Source organism: Azospirillum sp. UENF 211521 (assembly GCF_058780535.1).
Window position 1 is genome coordinate 164,485 of the sequence record NZ_JBSNCF010000004.1, and the last position, 21,403, is coordinate 185,887.

Here is a 21,403-nt window from a genome sequence, read left to right on the forward strand (position 1 = left end):
AAAGCGCACAGGAAACCGCCGTCGCTCATTGCGTGACCCACCAACCATAAGCGTGCCAAACTTTCCATGTTGCATCCCATTATCACTCTCTGGTATGCATGAACTCACTCATGGTTCTTTACAAAAACAAAGGCGGTATCCATAGGGCCGCGCCGTCACCAATGACGGCACCTGGGAGGAAACGATGAACGGGACACCACGGGGTCAGTCGGAGGGACCGGCGACAGCCCCCCAACTAACCGTGAAGGACGCGGTGGGCACCATCCGGCTCAACCGCCCGCTCCAGCACAATCGGATCGACGTGGCGGACATCGCCATTCTGGAGAAAAGAATCGCAGCGGCCGAGGCGAACCCGTCCGTTCGCGTGTTGGTGCTGACCGCGACGGGGCCGAGCTTCTCGTCCGGGTACGACCTGAGCGCGGCCCAGTCGTCCCAGCGCGGCGAGTCGGATGGCCAGGATGGGGAGAATGCCTTTGCACGGTTGTGCGATCGCGTCGAAGCGGTCCGCGTCCCGACGATCTGCGCCCTCAACGGCAGCGTCTATGGCGGCTCCACCGATCTGGCGCTCGCCTGCGACTTCCGCATCGGCGTGACCGGTATGCTCATGCGCATGCCGGCCGGGCAGCTTGGCATACACTTCTACCCCGGCGGCCTTCGCCGCTACGTGTCGCGGCTTGGCCTCAACGCAGCCAAGCGCTTGTTCCTCACGGCGGAGACGATCGCCGGCGACGACCTGCTGAGCATCGGCTTCCTGGACCGGATCGTCGCTCCCGACGACCTTCCGGACGCGGTGGACGAGCTGGCCGGACGCATCACCGCCTGCGCGCCGCAGGCCATCGCCGGCATGAAGCGCGCGCTCAACGACCTCGCCCGCGGCGACCTGGACGATCGGGCGGCGGAGGCGGCTTTCGCCGCGAGTCTGCGGTCGGACGAGTTCGCCGACGCCCTGAAGGTCTGGTCGCAGCGCCGGGCCTCCTGACCGCCCCCCGGCGCGCGCCGGATCGTCACACCAGCCCCATTCAAAAAGAGACCGTCCATGACCGACCAGAACCTGGTTCTGAACACGACCCCCCATGCCCTCGCGCGCGAGCTGTCGGGTTTGCTCCTGATCGCCGGCGAACTCCGGCCGGCGGCCACGGGGAAGACCTTCGACGTCGTGAACCCCGCGACGGGCGAGGTGATCGCCACGGCGGCGGACGGCGGCGAGCGGGACGTCGACGCCGCGGTCCGCGCGGCGGCCGCGGCGCAAGGCGCCTGGGCCCGCCTTTCAGCGCGCGAGCGGGGCCGGCTGCTGGTCGAATGCGGGCGCCGTCTGGTCGGCCATGCCGAGGAGATCGGGCGCCTGCTCGCCCTGGAGACGGGCAAGGCCATTCGCACCGAAAGCCGGGTCGAGGCGTCGCTGGTGGCCGACACCCTGACCTTCTATGGCGGACTGGCATCCGAGCTGAAGGGCGAAACCGTTCCCTTCCACCCGAAGATGCTGACCTTCACCCAGCGCGAGCCGATCGGCGTCGTCGGCGCCATCATCCCGTGGAATGTGCCGCTGTACCTGATGGCGCTCAAGATCGCGCCGGCGCTGGTCGCCGGAAACGCGGTCATCGTCAAATCCGCCGAGGAGGCGCCGCTGGCGGCCCTGCGCGTCGTCCAGGTGATGAACCAGGTTCTGCCGGCGGGTGTCCTCAACATCCTGTCGGGCGACGGCCCCGGCTGCGGCGCGCCCCTGGTCAGCCATCCGGGGGTCGGCAAGGTGACCTTCACCGGTTCGGTGGAGACGGGGAAGATCATTTCGCATCTGGCGGCCGACAAGCTGATCCCCGTCACCCTCGAACTGGGCGGGAAAAGCCCGATGATCGTGATGGGCGACGCCGATCTCGACAAGGCCGTCGACGGCGCCGTGGCGGGCATGCGTTTCACGCGGCAGGGCCAGAGCTGCACCGCCTCATCGCGCATCTTCGTCCATGAGAGCCTCCACGACGCCTTCCTCGGCAAGCTCAAGGCGAAGGTCGACGCCATGACCATGGGCGACCCGCTGGACGAGGCCACGGACATCGGCACCATCATCTCGCCGCAGCAGTTCGAGCGGGTGCAGTCCTACATCGCGCTCGGCGAGACGGCGGCGGGCGCGGTGGCGCACCGGTGCTCAGCCCTGCCGACGGACGAGCGGCTGGCTCGCGGCCTGTTCGTGCAGCCGGTCCTCTTCACCGGCCTTTCCAACGATCACCGGCTGGCCCGCGAGGAAATCTTCGGACCGGTCACCTGCCTGATCGCCTTCCGCGACTACGAGGACGCGCTGGCGATGGCAAACGACAGCGATTTCGGCCTCGCCGCGACCATCTGGACGCGCGACCTGCGCACCGCCCTCGACGCGACCCGGCGGCTCCAGGCCGGCTTCGTGCAGGTCAACCAGAACCTCGTGGTTCAGCCGGGCCTGTCCTATGGCGGCCTCAAGCAGTCCGGCCTTGGCAAGGAAGCGACCCTGGAAGCGATGCTCGATCACTTCACGCACAAGAAGACGGTCCTCATCAACATGGACTGATCAAGAATTCACAAGAAAAGGGAGGAAACAAGAATGCGTACGTCCTTCATCGCCGCCCTTCTCGCCACGACGACCTTGGCGGCCGGGGCGGCCCAGGCCGCCGACGTCATCCGGATCGGCGTCTTGAATGACCAGTCGGGGCTGTACAGCGAATTCGGCGGCGTCGGTTCGGTCGAGGCGGCGCGGCTGGCCGTCGAGGATTTCGGCGGCCAAGTCCTGGGCAAGACGATCGAGATCCTGTCGGCGGACCACCAGAACAAGCCCGACATCGGGCTGGCGAAGGCCCGCGAATGGTTCGACACCCAGGGCGTCCACGCCATCGCCGACCTGACCAACTCGGCCATCGCCCTCGGCGTCCAGAATCTCGCCCGCGAACGCGGGAAGGTGACCCTGGCCACCGGTCCGGGGACGACGCGCCTCACCAACGAGGACTGCTCGCCCAACGGCTTCCACTGGATGTGGGACACCTATTCCCAGGCGGTCGGAACCGCCCGCGCCGTCGTCCAGGACGGCGGCAAGGACTGGTTCATGCTGACCGCCGACTACGCCTTCGGCCACCAGATGGCCGCCGACATCGACAAGACGGTCAAGGAGAACGGCGGCAAGGTGCTGGGGCAGGTCCGGCACCCACTCGGCAACGCCGATTTCTCCTCCTTCCTTCTCCAGGCGCAGGCGTCCAAGGCCGCGATCATCGGGCTCGCCAACGGCGGGACGGACACCACCAACGCGGTCAAGCAGGCCGCCGAGTTCGGCATCACCAGCGGCGGCCAGAAGCTCGTCGGGCTGGCTGTCCTGATCAGCGACGTGCACGCGCTCGGCCTTGACAACGCCAAGGGCCTGATCGCGACCACGGCCTACTACTGGGATCGCGACGAGGGCAGCCGCAAGCTGGGCGAGCGCTTCGAGGCGCGCATGAAGCGCAAGCCCAACATGGTCCAGGCCGGCGTGTACTCGGCAGTGACCCATTACCTGAAGGCGATGCAGGCGGCGGGCATCGACGACGGCACCGTGGTCGCCGCCAAGATGCGGGAGCTTCCCGTCGACGACCTCATCACCAAGGGCGGCAAGGTTCGCGAGGACGGCCGGGTCATCCGCGACATGTACCTGATCGAGGTCAAGGCTCCGGCCGAGTCCAAGGGGCCCTGGGATTACTACAAGGTCCAGCGCACCATCCCCGGCGACCAGGCGGCGATTCCCCTCAGCGAGAGCAAGTGCTCCCTGGTCAAGAAGTGACCCACTGACAGACTCTTGCGGAGGAACATCATGGCGCGGATTGCTTTCATCGGACTCGGCAACATGGGCCGTCCCATGTGCGACAACCTCACCAGGGCCGGTCATGACGTCGTCGGCTACGACGTCGTGGCGGCGGCGCGCGACGCCCACGCCGCCGCCGGCGGCCGAGCGGCGGCCACATTGGCCGAGGCGCTGTCCGACGCCGACACCGTCATCAGCATGATCCCGACGGGAAAGCATGTGCGGGCCGCGTTTGAGGGCGAGGACGGCGTGCTGGCGCACGCCCGTCCGGGCACGCTGCTGATCGACTGCTCCACCATCGACGTGGAGAGCGCGCGGGCGGTCAGCGCGGCGGCGGCCCAAGCCGGTTTCGTCATGGTGGACGCCCCGGTGTCCGGCGCGGTCCCGGCGGCGCAGGCCGGGACCCTGACCTTCATGGTCGGCGGCACCGCCGAGGGCTTCGAGCGCGCCCGCCCGGTGCTGGCCGCCATGGGGCCGAAGATCTTCCATGTCGGCGCCTCCGGGAACGGCGTGGCCCTGAAGATCTGCAACAACATGATGGCGGGCATGAGCATGGTCGCCATCAGCGAGGTGTTCGCCCTGGCCGAGAAGCTCGGGCTCGACCACCAGACGGTCTACGACGTCATGACCGTGTCCTCGGGCAATTGCTGGGCCTTGCAGAGCTATTGCCCGGTTCCGGGACCGGTGCCGGCATCGCCGGCCAACCGCGACTACCAGCCGGGCTTCGCGGCGGCGATGATGCTGAAGGACATGCGGCTGTCCCAGGCCGCGGCCGCCACCAGCGGCGCCGCCACGCCGCTCGCCGGCAGCGCCGCCGCGCTCTACCAGATGCTCGTGGAGCACGGTCACGGAAACAAGGATTTCAGCGCCGTCTTCGCCCTGATCACCGGACGGCTGACCTCGGCGTGAAAGGGAAACCGATCATGGCTCATGCGATCCGCGTCCACCAGCCCGGCGGTCCCGAAGCCCTGGTCTGGGAGGAGGTGGCCGTGCCGCCGCCCGGTCCGGGGGAGGCCCTGGTCCGCCACACGGCGATCGGCGTCAACCTCATCGACACCTATCACCGCTCGGCCCTCTCCGGGCAGTACGCGATCCCACGCCCGGCCGTGCTGGGCGTGGAGGGCGCCGGCGTCGTCGAGGCGGTCGGCCCCGGCGTCACCGACGTAGCGCCCGGCGACCGCGTCGCCTACTGGATGCTGCTCGGCGCCTACGCCGAACGGCGCATCGTTCCCACGCACCGCCTGGTGAAGCTGCCGGACACGGTGTCGGACGAGGTGGCCGCCGCCGCGATGGTCAAGGGGACGACGGCGCAGTATCTGCTGCACCGCGTCCATCCGGTCAAGGCCGGGGAAACCCTTCTCGTGCACGCCGCGGCGGGCGGCGTCGGCCAGATGCTGTGCCAGTGGGCGCACGCCCTGGGGGCGACGGTGATCGGCACGGTCGGCTCGCCGGAAAAGGCGGCCGTCGCCCAGGGCGCCGGCTGCGATCACGTCATCCTCTACCGCGAGGAGGATGTCGCCGCGCGCGTCCGCGACATCACCGGCGGCCGCGGTGTCGACGTGGTCTTTGATTCCGTCGGGCAGGACACCTTCATTGCGTCGCTGGACTGTCTGAAGCCCTTCGGCCTGATGGTCAGCTTCGGGCAGGCGAGCGGCCCGGTGCCGCCCCTGGACATCAGCGTGCTGGCGCAGAAGGGCTCGCTCTTCCTCGCCAAGCCGACGCTGGCCACGGTCACCCGAAGCCGCAACGACATCGAGACCCTGGCCGGCGGGCTGTTCGAGGCCCTGGCCTCGGGCCGGGTCCAGGTCGGCATCGCCCATCGGGCGCCGCTCACCGAGGCCGCATCGGTGCACCGCGACCTGGAAGCCCGCCGCACGACGGGGCCGATCGTGCTCATTCCCTGAAGCGAACCACCCTTCGCCTCGGAGTCACATGGCCCGCATCGCGGCGACAGGAACACCGGAATGACGCACAATCTTTACAGCCTGCTTTTGAAACCCGGAGCGCCGTCCGATGCGCGGGTGGCCCTGAGAACAGATACCGAGCGAACCTGGACATACGCGGACCTGCGGCGGGCCGCCGGACGCATGGCGCACGTCCTTCACGAGGCCGGCGTCGGTCCGGGGAACCGGGTCGCCGTGCAGGTGGCGAAGTCGCCCGAGGCGGTGTGCCTTTACCTCGCCGTCCTGCAGCTCGGGGCGATCCACCTGCCGCTCAACACGGCCTACACGCTGGCCGAACTGCGTTACTTCCTCGACGACGCGGAACCCACGGTGTTCGTCGGACAGGCCGCGGTCGTCGGCGATCTGGTGCCGCCGGCCGGGTGCCGAACCTTCACGCTCGATCCGGACGGCGAAGGAAGCCTGACGGCGGCGTGCCGCGGCCGGCCGCCCCGGGAGCAGGTCGCCGAGGTGGGGCCGGACGACGTGGCGGCGATCCTCTACACCTCCGGAACGACGGGCCGCCCCAAGGGTGCCATGATCTCCCACGGCAACCTGGCCTTCGGCACCCGCACGCTGAACGCGCTCTGGGGCATCTCCGACGCCGATGTGCTGCTGCACGCCCTGCCCATCTTCCACGCCCACGGCCTGTTCATCGCCCTGAACGCGATGCTGCATGCGGGCGCGTCCACGGTTTTCCTTCCCAAGTTCACGGCCGACGCCGTCATCGGGCATCTGCCGCACAGCACCCTGTTCATGGGCGTCCCGACGCTCTACACGCGCCTCCTGGCCGACCCACGGCTCGACCGGGAGCGGTGCGGACGCATGCGCCTGTTCACCTGCGGCTCGGCTCCTCTGTCACCGGACCTCTTCGAGGCGTTCGAGGCCCGCACGGGGCATCGGATCCTCGAACGCTACGGCATGACGGAAACCACGATCATCGCCTCCAACCCCCTCGACGGCGAGCGTCTGCCCGGCACGGTCGGCTACCCGCTGCCAGGGCTGGAGGTCCGGGTGGTGGACGCAGCCGGACAGCCGCAGCCCGCGGGCACGGTCGGCGGTCTCGAACTGCGCGGTCCGAACGTGTTCAAGGGCTATTGGCGGATGCCGGAGAAAACGGCGGCGGAATTCCGGCCGGACGGCTTCTTCATGACGGGGGATCTGGCGCGCGCCGCCCCGGATGGCCGTCTCACGCTGGTCAGCCGCGCAAAGGAGCTCATCATTTCCGGCGGCTACAATGTTTATCCGCGCGAGGTCGAGATCGTGCTCAATCGCATCGAGGGGGTGGGCGAGACCGCCGTCTTCGGCGTTCCCCACCCCGATTTCGGCGAGGGCGTGGTGGCCGCCATCGAGCGCCAACCGGGCGGCGAGCCGCTCGATCCGGCCTCCATTCTCGCACGGGCGGCGCGCGAACTCGCCGGATACAAGCTGCCCAAGGCCGTGATCGTCCAGGATACCCTGCCCCGGAACGCCATGGGAAAGATTCTAAAGAACGAACTCAGTGCGCTGCACAAGGATGTGTTCAGGAAGCGAGACGCAACCGGTTGAGGTGTCGATGCACGAAGGCAAAAGGGCCGTAGGGATTGACGATTCCCGGAACGTTGCTTTGGGCTCTTGCTGGCGGATGGGTGTTGTTGCTGATCCCGGCGTTCTGGGCACCGGTGCGGCGCTGGATCCCTCTGACCATTGCCCCTTTGGGCGGCGGCCCCTCCTGACACTTGCCGCCTTATCGCCCCCGTAGCCCTTCCTTAACAGGGTGCGGAAAAAGGCTATGCCGGGCCTGCCGGTCGTGATTCTCTCCGGTTGAAGAGAAAGCGGCCGGTGAGGGGACGATGCGGGGATCGGGCGACCACAGCGAGGGTCTGTTCAGCTATGTGAGCTGTGAAGCCCGTGTTCCGGCGAGCCATCCTCTACGAGCGATCCGGGCCATCGTTGATGAAGCGCTGGAGGTGATGTCGCCGACGTTCGAGGGGCTGTAGGCGTTGTCACGGCGACGGTGGCGGCTCACCAGTTATGGCGGTATCTTCCCTGGATGCCGCCGCCCTCGTACGCCCGCCACCACTTCCCACCCGCGCTTATCCAGCATGCGATCTGGCTGTATCTGCGGTTCACCTTGAGCTACCGCGACGTCGAGGAACTTCTGGCTGAGCGCGGTGTGGAGGTGAGCTACGAAACGGTCCGGCGCTGGGTTCTGAAGTTCGGCCCGGCCATCGCTTGCAACCTGCGACGCCTCCGGCCGAGACCCAGCCCGCGCTGGCATTTGGACGAGATGGTCGTAAAAATTGGCGGGCGGCTGATGTACCTGTGGCGGGCGGTCGATGATGAGGGCAAGGTGCTGGAGATGCTCGTCCAGCGCCGGCGGGACCAAGCTGCGGCCAGCAAGCTGATGCGCAAGCTGCTCAAAAAGCACGGCTTTGCCCCTACCCAGGTCACCACCGACAAGCTGCATTCCTACAGGGCCGCCTTCCGCGACATCGGCCTGACGGCGCGTCATGAGCAAGGCCGGCGCCAGAACAACCGGGCCGAGGTTTCCCACCAACCGGTACGGCGACGTGAGCGCAAGATGCAGCGGTTCAAATCACCCGGGTCCGCCCAGCGCTTCGTCTCCCTGCACGCCGCCGTCTATAACTGCTTCAACCTCCAGCGCCATCTGGCCTCCCGCCGCACCCTGCGCACCGTCCGGGCGCAGGCTATGGCCGAATGGCACGCCGCGACCGCCGCAGCGTGAACCCGTCGGGGGCTCCGGGCTTCCTGCACCTCGGTTCGGTTCACGTGACAAAGCCCTTCTAGCAGGTCGCGGAAAAACGAACATATTTCGGCTTTTTGCCCCCTCTGAGGCTCGGAAATGGCGTTTCCGCCGCCCGCTTTTATCAGAATGGAGCGCCTTTTCGCGCTCCGAGAAGCTCGGAGCCGCCGTTCAGGCGGATTCCGGGCGTAATTATGCCGCCGCCAGCGGCTTGGGCAGGCGGATCAGGTTGTAGGCGGTAGCGGTCAGGGTGAACATCCAACCGACGCGGGCCGTGCCGCGATGACGCGTTTTGCGCAAGCCGGCTCCCTTGATCCAGCCGAACACCTCCTCGATCCGTTTGCGGATGCGCAAGGACACGGCATAGCCGCTGTGGCGGGTGGTCCGGCCGTCGATCACCGAGCGGCGGTTGCTCGTGTTCTGCGCGACGTGCGCAGCGGCGCCCAGGCTGCGCATGTTCGCCACGAAATCCTTGGTGTCGTAAGCCTTGTCAGCACCCACCGTGATGCGGTGACGGCCAGGAATGGCCTCGACCATGGAAACCGCCGCCTCGCGTTCGGCCAAGCCGGTGGCTGCGGTCAGCCGGACATTCACCACCAGGGCGTTCCGGTTCTCCATCAGGGCGTGGCCCATGAAGGCCAGCTTCGCCGGCTGCCCGTTGCCCTTGCGGTACAGCCGCGCCTCGGTGTAAAGGCCGAATGAAGTTTCCTCAGAACGGTCGGTTGAAAAATCCCCAGATGGTTTGAAGGGCTATGGATTGGCTTCGGTGTCGGCGCTCCTTGCTTTTGGTGGCCGGCCTCGGCGCCGTGGAGCCAGCGGTGGGGCCGTGATCGGCCTGCTGCGGTTGTTGTCCGGCATCAGTTCGGCATGACGGCGCAGGCGGTAGCTGGCGCCTTCGATCTGCACCACCACGGCATGGTGCAGCAGGCGGTCCAGTAGGGCGGAAGCGACGACAGTGCCGCCGAAGACATCGCCCCATTCAGAAAAGCCGCGGTTGGAGGTCAGGATCATGGCGCCGCGTTCATAGCGGGCGTTGACGAGCTGGAAGAATAGGTTGCCGCCGCCGGGGATCACCGGCAGGTAGCCGATCTCGTCGACGATCAGCAGCTGTGGCCGACATAGGAAGCGCAGACGCTCCCGCAAGGTCCCCTCGCGCTCGGCCTTGGCCAGCGAGCTCACGATGTCGGCCAGTGTGGCGAAGTAGACCGAGCGGCCGGCCTTGACGGCCTCCACCCCCAGAGCGAGGGCCAGGTGCGTCTTGCCGCAGCCGGGCTGGCCAAGGAAATGGACCACCTCGTGCCGGTCGACGAAGTCGAGCTGCGCCAAGGTCATAATTCGATCGCGATCGAGCGAGGGCTGGAAGGAGAAGTCGAAGCCGGTGAGCGTCTTGATGGAGAGAAGCCGGCCCATCTTCAGGGCCGCCTTGATGCGGCGTCCCTCGCGCAACGTCAGTTCCTCGCCCAGCAGGGCGTCGATGGCCTCCAGGGCGGAGAGTTCGCCGCGTTCCAACCGGCGCAGGATGTGCTCCAGCGCTTCCAAGGCGCGCGGCATCTTCAGCCCAACCAGATATTGGCGAATGCGGTCGAGGGTGGCGGGGCCGGCTTCCAGCGACGTGGTGCTCATCACGGGCTCCCCGGCTGGTTGGCCAAGTGGCGGCCGATGGTGTCGTAGATGGCCAGCGAGCGGGGCGTGACGGTGCCGCCCTGCAGCGGAGGTGCCGGGGGCATGGCGACCTCCCTGGGCGTCTGGCTGTTGGGCGGTGGGGGCTGGGTCCGGTGTCCGGTGGCAATGCGCCGCCGGCCTCGTCCTTCCAGCGCCGGGTGGGATGCGACGGCTATGCCGTCCTCCAGAATGGTGACGGTGCCGGCGGTGACCTCCACCTCCACCGTCCGCCGGCGGGTGCAATCCGGCACGGAGTAGAGGTTGCCGCCGACCGACACCATGCCGTCGCGGGTGACGCGGCGCTCCAGGGCCAGGACGCTGTTGAAGGGGCCGGCCGGCAGCGGCTTGAGGTGGGGGCGCTCCTCGGCGAAATGCTCGGCGACGACGCGCTGGGTGGTGGCGTGCCGACGGCGGTTGGCGAGCTGATCCAGCCACTGGGTGAACTGGATGTTCAGGTCCTCGAGATTGCGGAAGCTGCGGGCCAGAAAGAAGTCCTCGCGCACATAGCGGAAGGGCCGTTCGACTTTGCCCTTGGTCTTGGCGCGGTACGGCTTGCAGGCCTTCGGCAGGAAACCGTAGTGGCTGGCCAGGGAGAGGAGCTTGGGGTTGTAGGCAATGCCTTGGGTCGGCTGATCGGGGTCTTCGATCTCGCCTAGCACGGCGGTTTTCATGCGGTCATAGAGGATCTGTTCCGGCACGCCGCCGAAGCTGTCGAAGGCGGCGATGTGGCAGCGGAGCACGGTTTGCAGGTCCTGGCGGGCCACAAAGCGGGCCCACATCATGCGGCTGTGGCCGAGCACCATGGAGAACAGCCAGACGATCCGTTCCACCTCGGGCTCGTCGGTGAAGGTCGTCTTGAAGAAGGCGAAATCGACCTGGGCCTGCTTGCCGGGCGGTGTCTCGAAGCGGCGCTCGAAGGACGGTGATGGGGTGGGACGGATGGCGCGAACCACGGCTTTCAGGATGGTGTAGCCGCCGGTGTAACCGCGCTCCTTGAGTTCCCGCAGCAGTCGCCGGGCGCTGAGATCGGGAAAGGCCTGCAGGCGTTCGCGCAGATAGGGCTCGAAGGGTGTGAGCAGCGTCGGCCGAGCCGGCCGAGGAGTGTAGGCGGGCGCCTCCAATCCGCGGGCGATGTATTTGCGGATGGTCTTGCGATCCAGGCCGGTGCGGCGTGCGATTGCTGACACCGACAGGCCCTCGCGGGCGAGATCGAGAATCATGACGAGTTCCCCAAGTCTGACCACCGGCCCTCTCCCTCCGCCTCGGAGGGTGATCATGGGCGACGAGTGGCCGCAGGGCTCCGGGGCGTACGCCCCGGAGCCCTGCCGTTGCGTTAGCCTGGGGAATTTTCAGTCGCCCTTTCCGGGGAGTATCCAATCGGCACTGACACTCGGGATCGCTGGTCGAGGCATGGGTCTCGTTGGACCGCTTCTCACCATGGAAGTCGCGGTCGCCGTTGCGTCCCGGCCCCGGCGGCTCACCGCTGCCGTCCTTGGGCCGGAAGCTCTTCACCGAGGCCCACGCTTCGATCAGCGTCCCATCCACCGAGAAGTGCTCGTCCGACAGCAGCGCCTTGACCCGGGGTTGACCCAGCACGGCGGCCAGGAACTTGGCCGCCACATCGCCGGCCAGCAGGCGCTCACGGTTCTTGGTGAACACCGTAACGTCCCACACCGGGGCGTCCATCGACAAGCCGACGAACCAGCGGAACAGCAAGTTGTAGTCGAGCTGTTCCATCAACTGGCGTTCCGAGCGCACCGAGTAGAAGGCCTGGAGCAGCAGCGCCCGCAGCAGCTTCTCCGGCGGGATCGATGGTCGACCGATCGTCGAGTACAGTCCCTCGAACGCCGGCGACATCACCTCCAGCGCTTCATCAACGATGGCCCGGATCGGTCGTAGAGGATGGCTCGCCGGAACACGGGCCTCACAGCTCACATAGCTGAACAGGCCCTCGCTGTGTTCGTCCAATCCCCGCATCGTCCCCTCACCGGCCGCATTCTCTTCAACCGGAGAGAATCACGACCGGCAGGCCGGGCATAGCCTTTTTCCGCAGCCTGGTAGACGCCCATGAAAGATCCTGACTATCAGCCCCCAAACCCCGTCATCAAATAAATTTTCCTTCTTTTAGGGTCAGCAGCAGGCGCTCAATTGATATTTTCCACATTTTATTATGAGGACTGAAAGGCTCCCATTCTCCTTCATTGTTCCCTAAAACACAACCGTAGCGAACACCTTTTAAAGACCCAAGCCTACGGAACAACCAATTCAAATTGAGATCCATTTGGAGTTCACATAGCATTGCATCTCTGCTACAATATACGACGTTGGTCAGACCAGCGCCATGCGGAGCAATGATGTGGGACGCCTCTGAAAAAATGCGTGCCTGCTCATCTAGCGAAAGCCGTTCGCAGTCGATAATATCGTAGCCATGTTCAGCGAGGAGATCAATGACTTCTTTTTCATTAATAAGTCTGCGATGGTGAGTGTTCACACGGTGAATGTATATTTTTCGACTTTTATTCCTTGCTTCCCTTATCCCAATATATTTTAAGAAATTGTTAAATATATCGATCTGCTCAGATCTTGGCGCGCGCCCATAATCACCAACATTTGGCACCAAGATAAGCTCATCGACTGCCACCGTTTCCGAACCATCAATGGCCTGCAACAGCATTGCTTTTTCTCTAGAAAAGCTCTGCAAAATATCCCATTGAAATCTGTGAGGCAGAGGTGGCACGAGATAAACATCATCTCTATAGCACCCTGGAATTAATGGAATACGCGAAGCTACGTCGATACTCCAATGATAGTAGTTGTGCTCCCCACCAGGCGCAAGAAGATGCACCGCCCTCCTATTTAAACTTGAAAATTTATTTGTCACAATTTTCAAAATGTTTTTATTACTTTCAAGTGAGATTCCAATGCTGGCGAGATCAATATACTGAATTGTCTCATCCAACAAACAAAGCCGTTCTTCTCCGCTGTTCTCGTCAGGCAATCTTGCGATAACAACGCCAGAGGACGAATGCACTAGCACATTCCTCAACTTATAAAGCCGAACAGGCGATGATCGATAAGATTTTTCCTTCCAAGCGCCTTCAAACGGCCTCTCATAGATCCTGCGATTTGTGAAATCCGTGTCACCAAAGGAGAGAGGTTCCACATGAACGTCAACAGCCTGCAGAATTTCGTGAGACTCAACGACAGGAAGCCCTTGTCTGTTCACATAATTCCGCGCCTCTAATTCCGAAAGCGACAGATGCATAGGTAAACTCATCTCGATCCCATCTAATTTGCACCTAGGCCGCCTCGCTTTGGTTCGCCATCTCACGACCAAAACGCGCGTGACCTACTCGCGCGTTTTACGAACCTAGCTTAGATCTGTATCCGGCGGAAATACCTTTGTCGGCACCTCGCGGGAAGCCAAGGTGCCGACGCAACGTGATGTTCTGCCTAGCAAGGCGCGTAGATCGTGCAGTACTGACTACCCAAAAGTTTGTTGCCGTTCCACCACAGGAACGCCGCATTATCCGCGTTGCCGGAGTGTTCCGACGCCATCGTCACCAGTTGATTTGAAGCCACATACTGGCCAACGAGCGGCCCCCCAAAACCAGCCCATTGCTGCTTGAGCCTTTCCGAATTTTCGGAATAACCAACCCGGAGGTTGGAAGCCCACTCATAGGTGTTGACGTAATTGTTGTACAGCTGATTGGCACGGTCGGCCGTGCCGGTGGTGTCGGACCGTACAACCGCGACGTTGTTGACCCATTGCCAAGTGTTGGTCCGGGTATCCCAGATTTGAGACGCATAATCAGCCGAACCGCTGCTTGACGATCGTGCAGCGTTCGCCACCGTTCCCGTCACCTGACTCCCATTGATGGTCGCACCGGAAGCCAAGCCGTTTGCTTGGTTTGCTTCCAAGGATGTCCTGGCGTTCTGAACCGTGCCGGTGACCCGCGATCCGTCGATCGTCGCGTTGCTGTCCAGCAGCAACGCACGGGCGGAGACGTCGGACGTGTCTGCCCGCGCCGCGCTGGAGGCGCGCAGCGGCGCTGAACCGACGGGGGGCGGGCGGATGGACGTGCTGTCCGGTCCCGCCAGGGCAGGGGCGCTTGATACGGACCCGAGGAGAGCGGCGGCGAGAAGAGCGGCGGTCGATCGTTTCATGGTTGTCTCCCTTTCTCAGTGGAATGGTCAGGTCTGCTGGCATTTGCGCACGACCATGGCGAGGCCGTGCGGTCCGCTGCCGGCCGACTCCGTGCCGGTGCCGGCTGCGTTGGTGGTCCAGATCGGCACATGGACGATCCAGGTTGAACTGTCGGCCGGGTTATCCTCAGCCCAGGGCTGCACGCCGACCAGAGGATGGCCGGTCCCGTTGCCGGAAAAGACGCCGCTGGCCATCCAGAGTTCTCGGAACCCCATGGACGCAGGCCGGCTTTGGCAGGACTGTGCCATCCTGGACGAGATCGATCTCGGAGAGCGCGGTCGACAGCCACTGGCCGTTGGACAGCCGGATGTCCATGACGTCCTCGATGGTGTTGCCGCCCATGTACTGGTTCGTCCGCATGGTGTTCGGCTCGGTGCCGAACTCGGGCATGGGAAGGCGCGACATGTAGGGCGACAGGACGGCCCCATCGTCGAAGAAGACGACGCTGACCAGGGAGCCGGGCGCGATGGCGCATCCGGCCACGCCGCCGAAGGCCGACGACGGCACCGTCCAGCCGCCAACGGCGCCGCGGATCGTCGCCGGGTCCGTGCTCGACACCAGTCCGGCGTGCTTGCCGGCCAGCGGCGCCAGACGGAACAGGACATCCTCGGGCATGGCCGCGCCGCAGGTCGCCACAGCGGCCTGAAGCTGATTTCCCGAGAGCCGGCGGACGAGCACGCGGTGGGTCTGACCGAAGTAGTTTCCGTCGGTGAAGGCCGGATCGAGCTTGCCGGTGGCCTGGAGCATCGCCGGCGTGATCTGGGCGACGGTTCCGCCGGCGGTGGCCGACAGCACGGCCCCGTAGTAGGTCCGGATGTATTCGACGGCGGAATCTGTCACCAGCGACGCCATGGACGCGGCGGAGTTCTCGAACGGCTGGTCGACGGCCCGGCGCAAGGCCGGCGCGGCCCCGATGAAGGCGGCGATGCTCAGCAGCGTGACGACGACAAAGGCGAACAGGTCCTTCATTCCAACGCCTCCATGCCGTCAGGGCGACACAAGGGTGATGACGACGGGGGTGACGACGACGGGCGCGCCGTCCGGGACGGCGCAGGGAAGGGTCGCGCGGCTCTCGCTCCCGGCCAGCACCCGGCCGGAGACGGCGACGCCGGCCGCCGGCCAGCCCTGAAGCCGCGCCCTCATCGCCCGGCCGACCTCGGCGGCCGGAGCTCCCGCCGTTTCGGTCGTCCAGGTCGCCACGCGCATCGCCGCCACGCAGGAGGCGACCCCGTCGAAGCCTCTCCCGTTCGTCGGGCTCAGGGGCACGGCGCCGGTCGCCGAGGGATTCGCCGTCACCCAGCGTTCGGCGGCGCGGTGGGCGCTCAGGGCGGTCTCGGCGACCGCCGCGGCGCGCCCGCGGTCAGCCACCCGGTCGGACGGCCGCGGATCGGTGGCGACCTTGAGGGCGACGAGGGTCGCCGTCGTAACCGCGAACACGATGGCCCAGTTCATCAGGCGGCCCTCAACGGTCGGATCAGATTGCCGAGCTGGCCCAGGTTGCCCGCCCGGATATGGCTGCGGCCGGTGTCGCCGTGCCCCTGCCCGAGCACCAGATGCTCCGTGACGACGAGGCGGCTGCGCTGGACGCCGCTCTCGACCCGGACGTGGAAGGCGGCGGCCAGTCCCGAGGCGAGCTGCTCGTAGGCGCGGGAGTCCACGCGCGCGGCCGCCGCGGAAAAGGCGATCAGCCCGGGGATGAGTCCCGCGCCATGAGCCGTCGATAGGCATACCGGTCCGGACAGCGACGCCTGGACCACCGCGAGAATGGCCGGATCGAGACGGGGCTCACCGAAATAGAAGTAGCGGGCGCGGCTGCGGCGGGCGGCGACGACGGCGTCCCCGTACTGTTCGGCGGCGATGTTCACCGAGATGCAGCATCCGGTGCCAACCGGGCCGTCCAGGTCATGCTCGGGCGGATCGGCCCAGGCGAAGGCGATGCCTCCGTGCCGGACCAGCCACCGCTTGAGGAGGGTCGCGGCCAGGGTGCTCTTGCCGGCGTTCATGTCACCGAGCACGAGCACGAGTCCGCGCCGTGCGGGGCCACCCAGCTCCTCCAGCATGCGACAGACGGCCTCGGGGAGCCCGAGATCCTCGAGGCGGTCGGTGACCGCGGGCGTGCGGACCAGGACGAGGGCCGCCCCCTGCGCCGTGTCGTACCGCTCGACGCGCCAGAGACCGACGCGGTCGTCGGCGACCCGTCCGCCGCCCGGGCCGGGGCAGACCCGCATCGCCTCGCGCACGAGCGCGTCGAGCGGAGCCCCACCGTCCTCGACCGGCGCGCAGGCGCCGCCGCTCATGGTGGCGTGCGCGCTGCGGATCGCCCCGGCGGCGTCGACCAGGACATGCAGATGGGCCAGTCCGGGCAGAGCGAGATCCATCAGCCGCCCACGAAGCGGATGGCGTTGTTGCCGCTGGAGCAGACGTTGGCCGCCGTGTTCGGGCTGATCGGGAAGGCGTTGACCGTCGCGGCGCCGAGGCCGGACACGGAGGTGGCGACGCCGGCACCGGTGTAGCCCGAACCGGGAGGAAAGCCGGTCAGCGTCGCGATGCAGCCGTCCTGCGGGATGGTGTCGGCGTCCCAGTGGAAGTTGCGGCCCGCTCCGGAAATCGCGTAGGTCCCGCCGAACGGGTTGCCAAGCGCGCTCGAGGAGGCGTCCATGGCCTCGTCCGGCAGGACGCGCCAGGCGATGACGTTGGCGGCGGTGTAGGCGCCGGTTCCGAAGCGCGCGATGCCCATGTTGGCGAAGCGTGCCACGAGCGTGCTGCGGCCGGTGGTGAGCTGCTCGATCATGGTGTTGGCCCGCGACCCGGCCGCCAGCGACGCGTAGATCTTCGGGCCGAAGAAGGCGCCCGCCACCGAGAGGATGACCACGATGATGAACGCTAACAGGTCTTTCATGACACTCTGCCTTCTTGTTTGACGTGACTCGTGACGGTGCGGCCGCGGCTACAGGGGGCCGAGGCCCGGAACCGCGCTCTTGTAGAGGTCCCAGCTCGCCCACAGCAGCCAGCCGACCAGGCAGCCGATGAGGCTCGCGCCGGCGTAGGTCGCGATGCCGGCGGCGGCCAGCATGCGGTCGGACAGATCCTGCTGCTGGTCGGCCGCCAGGGCCGCCAGGCCGTCCTGGGGCCGGTTGCCGCTCATGTAGACGCGCATGGCGCGGATCGTCCTGTCGTCCGGCCAGCCGAAGCCCGTCCGCGCCAGAGCGGCGCCGAGGCGCGCGTCGTCCTGCACCAGAAGCGCGTCGAGCCGCTCGGCGACGTAGGGCGAGGCGTTGACGCGCAGCAGCTGCAGAGCCTCCGGGATCTTCCGTTCGGCGCCGATCAGGAGGGCCATCGCCTCCAGCCACGACGCGCCCGTCCATTGCCGGTGCAGCGCCCATGGCAATCCCGGGATGCGGTCGAGGGCGATGCGCACGCGTCCGGTCAGGTTGTCGAGCGACCACCAGACCGCGGCGATGAACAGGACGGCCCCGCCGCAGGTGAGCAGCCCCCAGTCCCGGATGAAGTCGGCCGCCTCCTTCAGGGACGCGGCTTCGCCGCGCAGCTGCATGTTGGGCAACGCCTTGAAGAGGTCCGGGAGAAGCGAGACGCTGGCCGCGTAGAGGGCGCCGGCGATCACCAGCAGCATGAAGGCGACCGGCAGCAGCGCGTTGCGGATCTTCGTCCGCGCCTCATTGAGCCGCCGGATCGACAGGGCGAGCTTGCGCAGGGCGTCGCCGGTCATGCCCGCCTCGCCGATGGCGCCGATCATCTGGGCCTCGCGGCTCGGCACCATCTCGGCCAGCACCTCGTACCAGTCATGGCCCGACTGGCGCATGGCGTGCAGCCAGTACGGGATGAGGATGCCCAGCGCCGACAGCTTCGTGGCGCCGATCCTGACTAGGTCGCCATCTTCCTCGCCGCCGGTTTCGATGGCGTAGAGCGTGGCGAGCGCCTCGGGCAGGCGGACCTCGCGGTCCAGGTAGACAGCGACTTCGCGATAGAGATCGGCGCGGGCCTGGGCGCCGAAGCGGAAGACGGCGTAGCGGAGGAGCCACGGCCGGTCCTTCGTCAGCCCGCCCAGCCGGGTCAGCTCCTCCAGCGCGTCCCCGTAGGCCCCGTCCTCATAGGTCATGCTCATGCCGCGATCCTCGCGCTGCCGGCCGTCACCGCGTCACGCGCCCGCAGGTCGAAGCCGATCTGCTCGGCGGACCCGCCGAACTCCGCGCATTCATCGGCGCCGATGACGCCTTCGAGAAGCAGGCCGTGGGCGACGAGCCGCATGCTCGTCCCGCCGCCGGCGATCCAGCGCCGGCGCGCCTCGTCCATGTCGTCGCGCAGAACCGTCATCAGTTCGGGCGTGGGCCGCACGCATTCGGCAACGAGCTGGCGGCGCACGAGCCCCGGCATCGGCACCCGCAGATCGGGATGGCAGCATTCGGGGCAGGGCTCCTTGCCGACGACTCCCAAACCCCGCACCAGGATGTTCTCGACGGGTATGCCCACCGCGCGGTAACCGTCGAGCAGGGCGGCGCGGCGCTCGTCGCGCCGGGCGACGTCGGTCAGCCGTTCCGCACAGGTCCGGCACAGGCAGGGAATCAGCCGCTGGCCGGTCCAGCCGGCGTGACGGTGAGCCGCATAAGCGGTCTCCCGCGCAATGCCGAGTTCGACGTAGCGCGACGGGATCTCCAGCACCTGGTCGCAATGGAGCGTGGTGGCCACCAGCTTGCCGAAATTGGCGGTCTCGTAGGCTTTCTGCGCCTGCCAGGGCGTGCGGCACTCGCCGAGGCGCACCGCGTGGGGCGCCACGCGCAGGGCCGTTTCGAAGGCGACGTCGAGCGGATCGCGCCCGTCGGGCGCCCGCGACGGAACGGGAAAGTGAAGGATGCGGGGATCGAGCCCTTCGGGCGGGTCATCGCAGGAGACGATGGTGAGCCGGTTGTTCCGGCTGTCGCTGAGGTCGCAGAGCCAGAAATGCAGGGTGGTGGATTTCCCATGCTCGGTCGGCGCGCAGATCGTCTTCAGCCCGCTCGCCCGTTGCTGCATGGTGTAGAGGTGGCGAAGCACATGCCCGGGGAGGCCCAGTGACGTCAGGGTCTGCCCGACGCCCGGAATGACCGCGTAGCACAGGCGGATGTTGAGATGCCGACCGTCGCCGAGCGGCGCGAACTGCATGCGCAGCGCCAGGACGTTGGCGGGCAGCAGCCGGCGGTTGGTCACCGACGACTTCTGGGCCTCGGCCGGCTTCTCGCAGGAATCGCTGTGGTCGGCGAGGTAAAAAGCCGTGGTCATCAGCGCCTCGGCCTCGCGGGCGTGCAGCTCGTCGATCACGTCGGTCAGATAGCCGTGCACCTGGAAGCGCACTTCGGCGCGGTCACCCCGCCAGGTCATCTGGATGTCGCTGGCGCCCGCCGCCGCCGCCTGCTCGATGTGGTGCAGAAGCCTCTGGCGGGCGCCGGTCGCGTCGGGCAGGCGTTGAGTCGCGGATTCCCCGTAGGCCTGGAACAGACGCGGAAGGTCAACCGCTTCGGGAGGGCGGACCGGCACGTTGAGGCGCTCGTGCGCCTGCTTCTGGGTTTCGAGAATGCGCGCCGAGTGCAGGTGCGGACGGTGCACCAGGAAGGTGCCGTCGGAGTACAGGGCGCAGGCTTGGCGGACGTCGTCGGGGACGTCGAGACCGCCGCCGGGTATGGTCAGAAGCCGCGGGCCGCGCTCGTCGCCATGCCGGGTTCCGGCCACGGCGGCGGTGGCCGGCGATGTGATCGCCCCTTCGTGGAGCCGGACGATTCCGTCGGCACCATCCACCGCGGGCGAGCGGGAGCCGCGGACCGGAAAGCGGAAAAGGCGATGACCGAGATCCCTGAGCGTCATCAGCGCACCCACGGAAGCTGGACGCGGCGGCCGGCGGGGTCGAGGACCTCGACCTTGCGGCCGGCCGCATCGATGGCGACCACACGAGATCCGTCGGGCAGAACGGACGGGGTGCGGGACAGCGACGCGCCGTCCACCGTGATCGTGCGTCCTCCGCCGACCACCAGGGTCGCGCGGGCCTTGCCTTCGACGACGGCGATGCGGATCACGCCGGCGGGGGGGACGTCGGTCTGGGCCACGGCGGCCTGGGCCGCGCCGGCCTGCTGGCCGCCCCCGGCCTGCCCGGCACCGGCCCGCTGCACGCAGAGGTCGGGTGGGCCGAAGCCGGTGGTGCACAGATCCGCCTTGGCTTTGGCGAGCCGGTGAAGCTGCTGGATCATGGTCCGGTCGCGCTCGATGCGGGCGAGCTCCCGCGAGAGTTCCGGGTCCGGATCGCCCTGGTCCTGGCGCAGCGCCAGGGACGGCGGCGACGCCATGTCCGGCGGCTCCGTCGGCGGCCCCATGACGATGCCGGGCGACACCCCATCCGTCGCTCCGTCGGGAGCGACCGGAAGAGCGGCTGCCGGCAGAGCGGGCGCCGGCGCCGCCACGGCGGCGGAGGACGTCCGGAAATGGCGCGACAGGTCCCCGTCCAGAAACCCCGCGGCCGGAACGCCGATGGCGACCGCGGCCATGGCGGCCCACAGCCAGGTCTTGCCTTTACTCGTCGACATGGAGCACCCCCTGAATGGTCCACTGCCCGCTCGACGGGGTGTAGACCGCGCTGGTCATCTCGCCGGCCAGGAGCGGATGAAGAACCGAAAGCAGGTACGACGACGGCACCGCGGCGCTGACCGTCCATTTCAGGCGCAACGCGGGCGCCGGTCCGGCCGAAGCGGGCTGCACGGATGCCGCGCCGGGGAGCGGCGCGGCGATGCCGTCGAGGCTCGCCGTGCCGCCGACCCGCTCCAGGGCGTCGCGCAGGTAAGCCGCGTAGTCCGCCCGCGCGCCGAGACGCGTGCCGGCCGGCCAACTCGAGGGTGGTGGGGCGGCGTAAGGGCGCTGGATGGCCGCGGTTCCGGCCATGGCATCGATGGCGGCGTCCGGCGCCGCGGCGCGGAGAAGCCAGACCGGCCCTTCCATGCGCAGGCTGATCGTGGCGAGGCCCGGATCGCAACGGTACTCGCCCACCGGCCAGCCCGGCAGGAGCCGCACCCGGCCGTCGC

Annotated in this window: 19 protein-coding genes and 3 pseudogenes; 8 read left to right on the plus strand and 14 right to left on the minus strand. The window is 67.1% G+C overall.

Translation table 11 applies throughout. The annotated features are described in order from the left end of the window. Positions 1-253 precede the first annotated feature (253 nt). From ACWPN5_RS29120 to ACWPN5_RS29155, 8 genes and pseudogenes are all read left to right on the plus strand, one after another. Positions 254-979: an enoyl-CoA hydratase/isomerase family protein gene (locus tag ACWPN5_RS29120; protein ID WP_492298937.1), complete on the plus strand. Its 726-nt coding sequence runs from the start codon at positions 254-256 to the stop codon at positions 977-979. Positions 980-1,036: 57 nt separating this feature from the next. Beyond that, positions 1,037-2,536, plus strand: coding sequence for an aldehyde dehydrogenase family protein (locus tag ACWPN5_RS29125; protein WP_492298938.1), 1,500 nt, complete (start codon positions 1,037-1,039; stop codon positions 2,534-2,536). A gap of 33 nt (positions 2,537-2,569) precedes the next feature. Continuing rightward, a complete protein-coding gene (locus ACWPN5_RS29130; protein ID WP_492298940.1) occupies positions 2,570-3,769 on the plus strand; it encodes an ABC transporter substrate-binding protein in 1,200 nt (399 codons plus the stop codon). A gap of 30 nt (positions 3,770-3,799) precedes the next feature. Beyond that, positions 3,800-4,699 (plus strand): 3-hydroxyisobutyrate dehydrogenase, encoded by a 900-nt coding sequence (mmsB, locus tag ACWPN5_RS29135; protein WP_492298942.1) that lies wholly within the window; start codon positions 3,800-3,802, stop codon positions 4,697-4,699. A gap of 14 nt (positions 4,700-4,713) precedes the next feature. After that, the gene (locus ACWPN5_RS29140; RefSeq protein ID WP_492298943.1) at positions 4,714-5,694 is read left to right on the plus strand and encodes a quinone oxidoreductase family protein; all 981 of its coding nucleotides are present in this window, start codon (positions 4,714-4,716) and stop codon (positions 5,692-5,694) included. Between the two features lie 60 nt (positions 5,695-5,754). After that, a complete protein-coding gene (locus tag ACWPN5_RS29145; RefSeq protein ID WP_492298944.1) occupies positions 5,755-7,278 on the plus strand; it encodes an AMP-binding protein in 1,524 nt (507 codons plus the stop codon). A 284-nt stretch (positions 7,279-7,562) separates the two neighbouring features. Then, positions 7,563-7,706: pseudogene (locus tag ACWPN5_RS29150) on the plus strand (IS5/IS1182 family transposase); the annotation flags it as partial. 56 nt (positions 7,707-7,762) lie between these two features. Then, positions 7,763-8,458 (plus strand): IS6 family transposase, encoded by a 696-nt coding sequence (locus tag ACWPN5_RS29155; RefSeq protein WP_492298946.1) that lies wholly within the window; start codon positions 7,763-7,765, stop codon positions 8,456-8,458. Between the two features lie 210 nt (positions 8,459-8,668). On the opposite strand, the pseudogene ACWPN5_RS29160 reads toward ACWPN5_RS29155, so the two are convergent. The 14 genes and pseudogenes from ACWPN5_RS29160 to ACWPN5_RS29225 all read right to left on the minus strand — a co-directional run. Then, positions 8,669-9,160: pseudogene (locus tag ACWPN5_RS29160) on the minus strand (transposase); the annotation flags it as partial. A gap of 66 nt (positions 9,161-9,226) precedes the next feature. Then, a complete protein-coding gene (gene istB / locus ACWPN5_RS29165) occupies positions 9,227-10,099 on the minus strand; it encodes an IS21-like element ISAzs30 family helper ATPase IstB (RefSeq protein WP_492296731.1) in 873 nt (290 codons plus the stop codon). Next, positions 10,099-11,382 carry an IS21-like element ISAzs30 family transposase gene (istA, locus tag ACWPN5_RS29170; protein ID WP_492296729.1) on the minus strand — a complete coding sequence of 428 codons (1,284 nt, stop codon included), beginning with the start codon at positions 11,380-11,382 and terminating at the stop codon, positions 10,099-10,101. Before istA ends, istB begins: the two co-directional genes overlap by 1 nt. 139 nt (positions 11,383-11,521) lie before the next feature. Continuing rightward, positions 11,522-12,115: pseudogene (locus ACWPN5_RS29175) on the minus strand (IS5 family transposase); the annotation flags it as partial. 127 nt (positions 12,116-12,242) lie between these two features. Beyond that, positions 12,243-13,403: a glycosyltransferase family 61 protein gene (locus ACWPN5_RS29180; RefSeq protein ID WP_492298947.1), complete on the minus strand. Its 1,161-nt coding sequence runs from the start codon at positions 13,401-13,403 to the stop codon at positions 12,243-12,245. Positions 13,404-13,591: 188 nt separating this feature from the next. Next, the gene (locus tag ACWPN5_RS29185) at positions 13,592-14,305 is read right to left on the minus strand and encodes a hypothetical protein (RefSeq protein WP_492298948.1); all 714 of its coding nucleotides are present in this window, start codon (positions 14,303-14,305) and stop codon (positions 13,592-13,594) included. Between the two features lie 166 nt (positions 14,306-14,471). Beyond that, a complete protein-coding gene (pilV, locus tag ACWPN5_RS29190; RefSeq protein WP_492298950.1) occupies positions 14,472-15,314 on the minus strand; it encodes a shufflon system plasmid conjugative transfer pilus tip adhesin PilV in 843 nt (280 codons plus the stop codon). A gap of 18 nt (positions 15,315-15,332) precedes the next feature. Beyond that, positions 15,333-15,797 (minus strand): type IV pilus biogenesis protein PilM, encoded by a 465-nt coding sequence (pilM, locus tag ACWPN5_RS29195; protein WP_492298951.1) that lies wholly within the window; start codon positions 15,795-15,797, stop codon positions 15,333-15,335. Continuing rightward, complete coding sequence (locus ACWPN5_RS29200; RefSeq protein WP_492298953.1) at positions 15,797-16,723, minus strand: P-loop NTPase family protein; 927 nt, start codon at positions 16,721-16,723, stop codon at positions 15,797-15,799. The genes pilM and ACWPN5_RS29200 overlap by 1 nt, the downstream gene beginning before the upstream one ends. Continuing rightward, positions 16,723-17,244, minus strand: a complete 522-nt coding sequence (locus ACWPN5_RS29205; protein WP_114861686.1) for a type 4 pilus major pilin — start codon at positions 17,242-17,244, stop codon at positions 16,723-16,725. The genes ACWPN5_RS29200 and ACWPN5_RS29205 overlap by 1 nt, the downstream gene beginning before the upstream one ends. Positions 17,245-17,292: 48 nt before the next feature. After that, positions 17,293-18,468: a type II secretion system F family protein gene (locus ACWPN5_RS29210; protein ID WP_492298955.1), complete on the minus strand. Its 1,176-nt coding sequence runs from the start codon at positions 18,466-18,468 to the stop codon at positions 17,293-17,295. After that, on the minus strand, positions 18,465-20,198 hold the full coding sequence (locus ACWPN5_RS29215; RefSeq protein ID WP_492298957.1) for an ATPase, T2SS/T4P/T4SS family: 1,734 nt from the start codon (positions 20,196-20,198) through the stop codon (positions 18,465-18,467). The genes ACWPN5_RS29210 and ACWPN5_RS29215 overlap by 4 nt, the downstream gene beginning before the upstream one ends. Then, positions 20,198-20,911 carry a hypothetical protein gene (locus ACWPN5_RS29220; protein ID WP_492298958.1) on the minus strand — a complete coding sequence of 238 codons (714 nt, stop codon included), beginning with the start codon at positions 20,909-20,911 and terminating at the stop codon, positions 20,198-20,200. The genes ACWPN5_RS29215 and ACWPN5_RS29220 overlap by 1 nt, the downstream gene beginning before the upstream one ends. After that, complete coding sequence (locus ACWPN5_RS29225; RefSeq protein ID WP_492298960.1) at positions 20,898-21,392, minus strand: hypothetical protein; 495 nt, start codon at positions 21,390-21,392, stop codon at positions 20,898-20,900. Before ACWPN5_RS29225 ends, ACWPN5_RS29220 begins: the two co-directional genes overlap by 14 nt. Positions 21,393-21,403 lie beyond the last annotated feature (11 nt).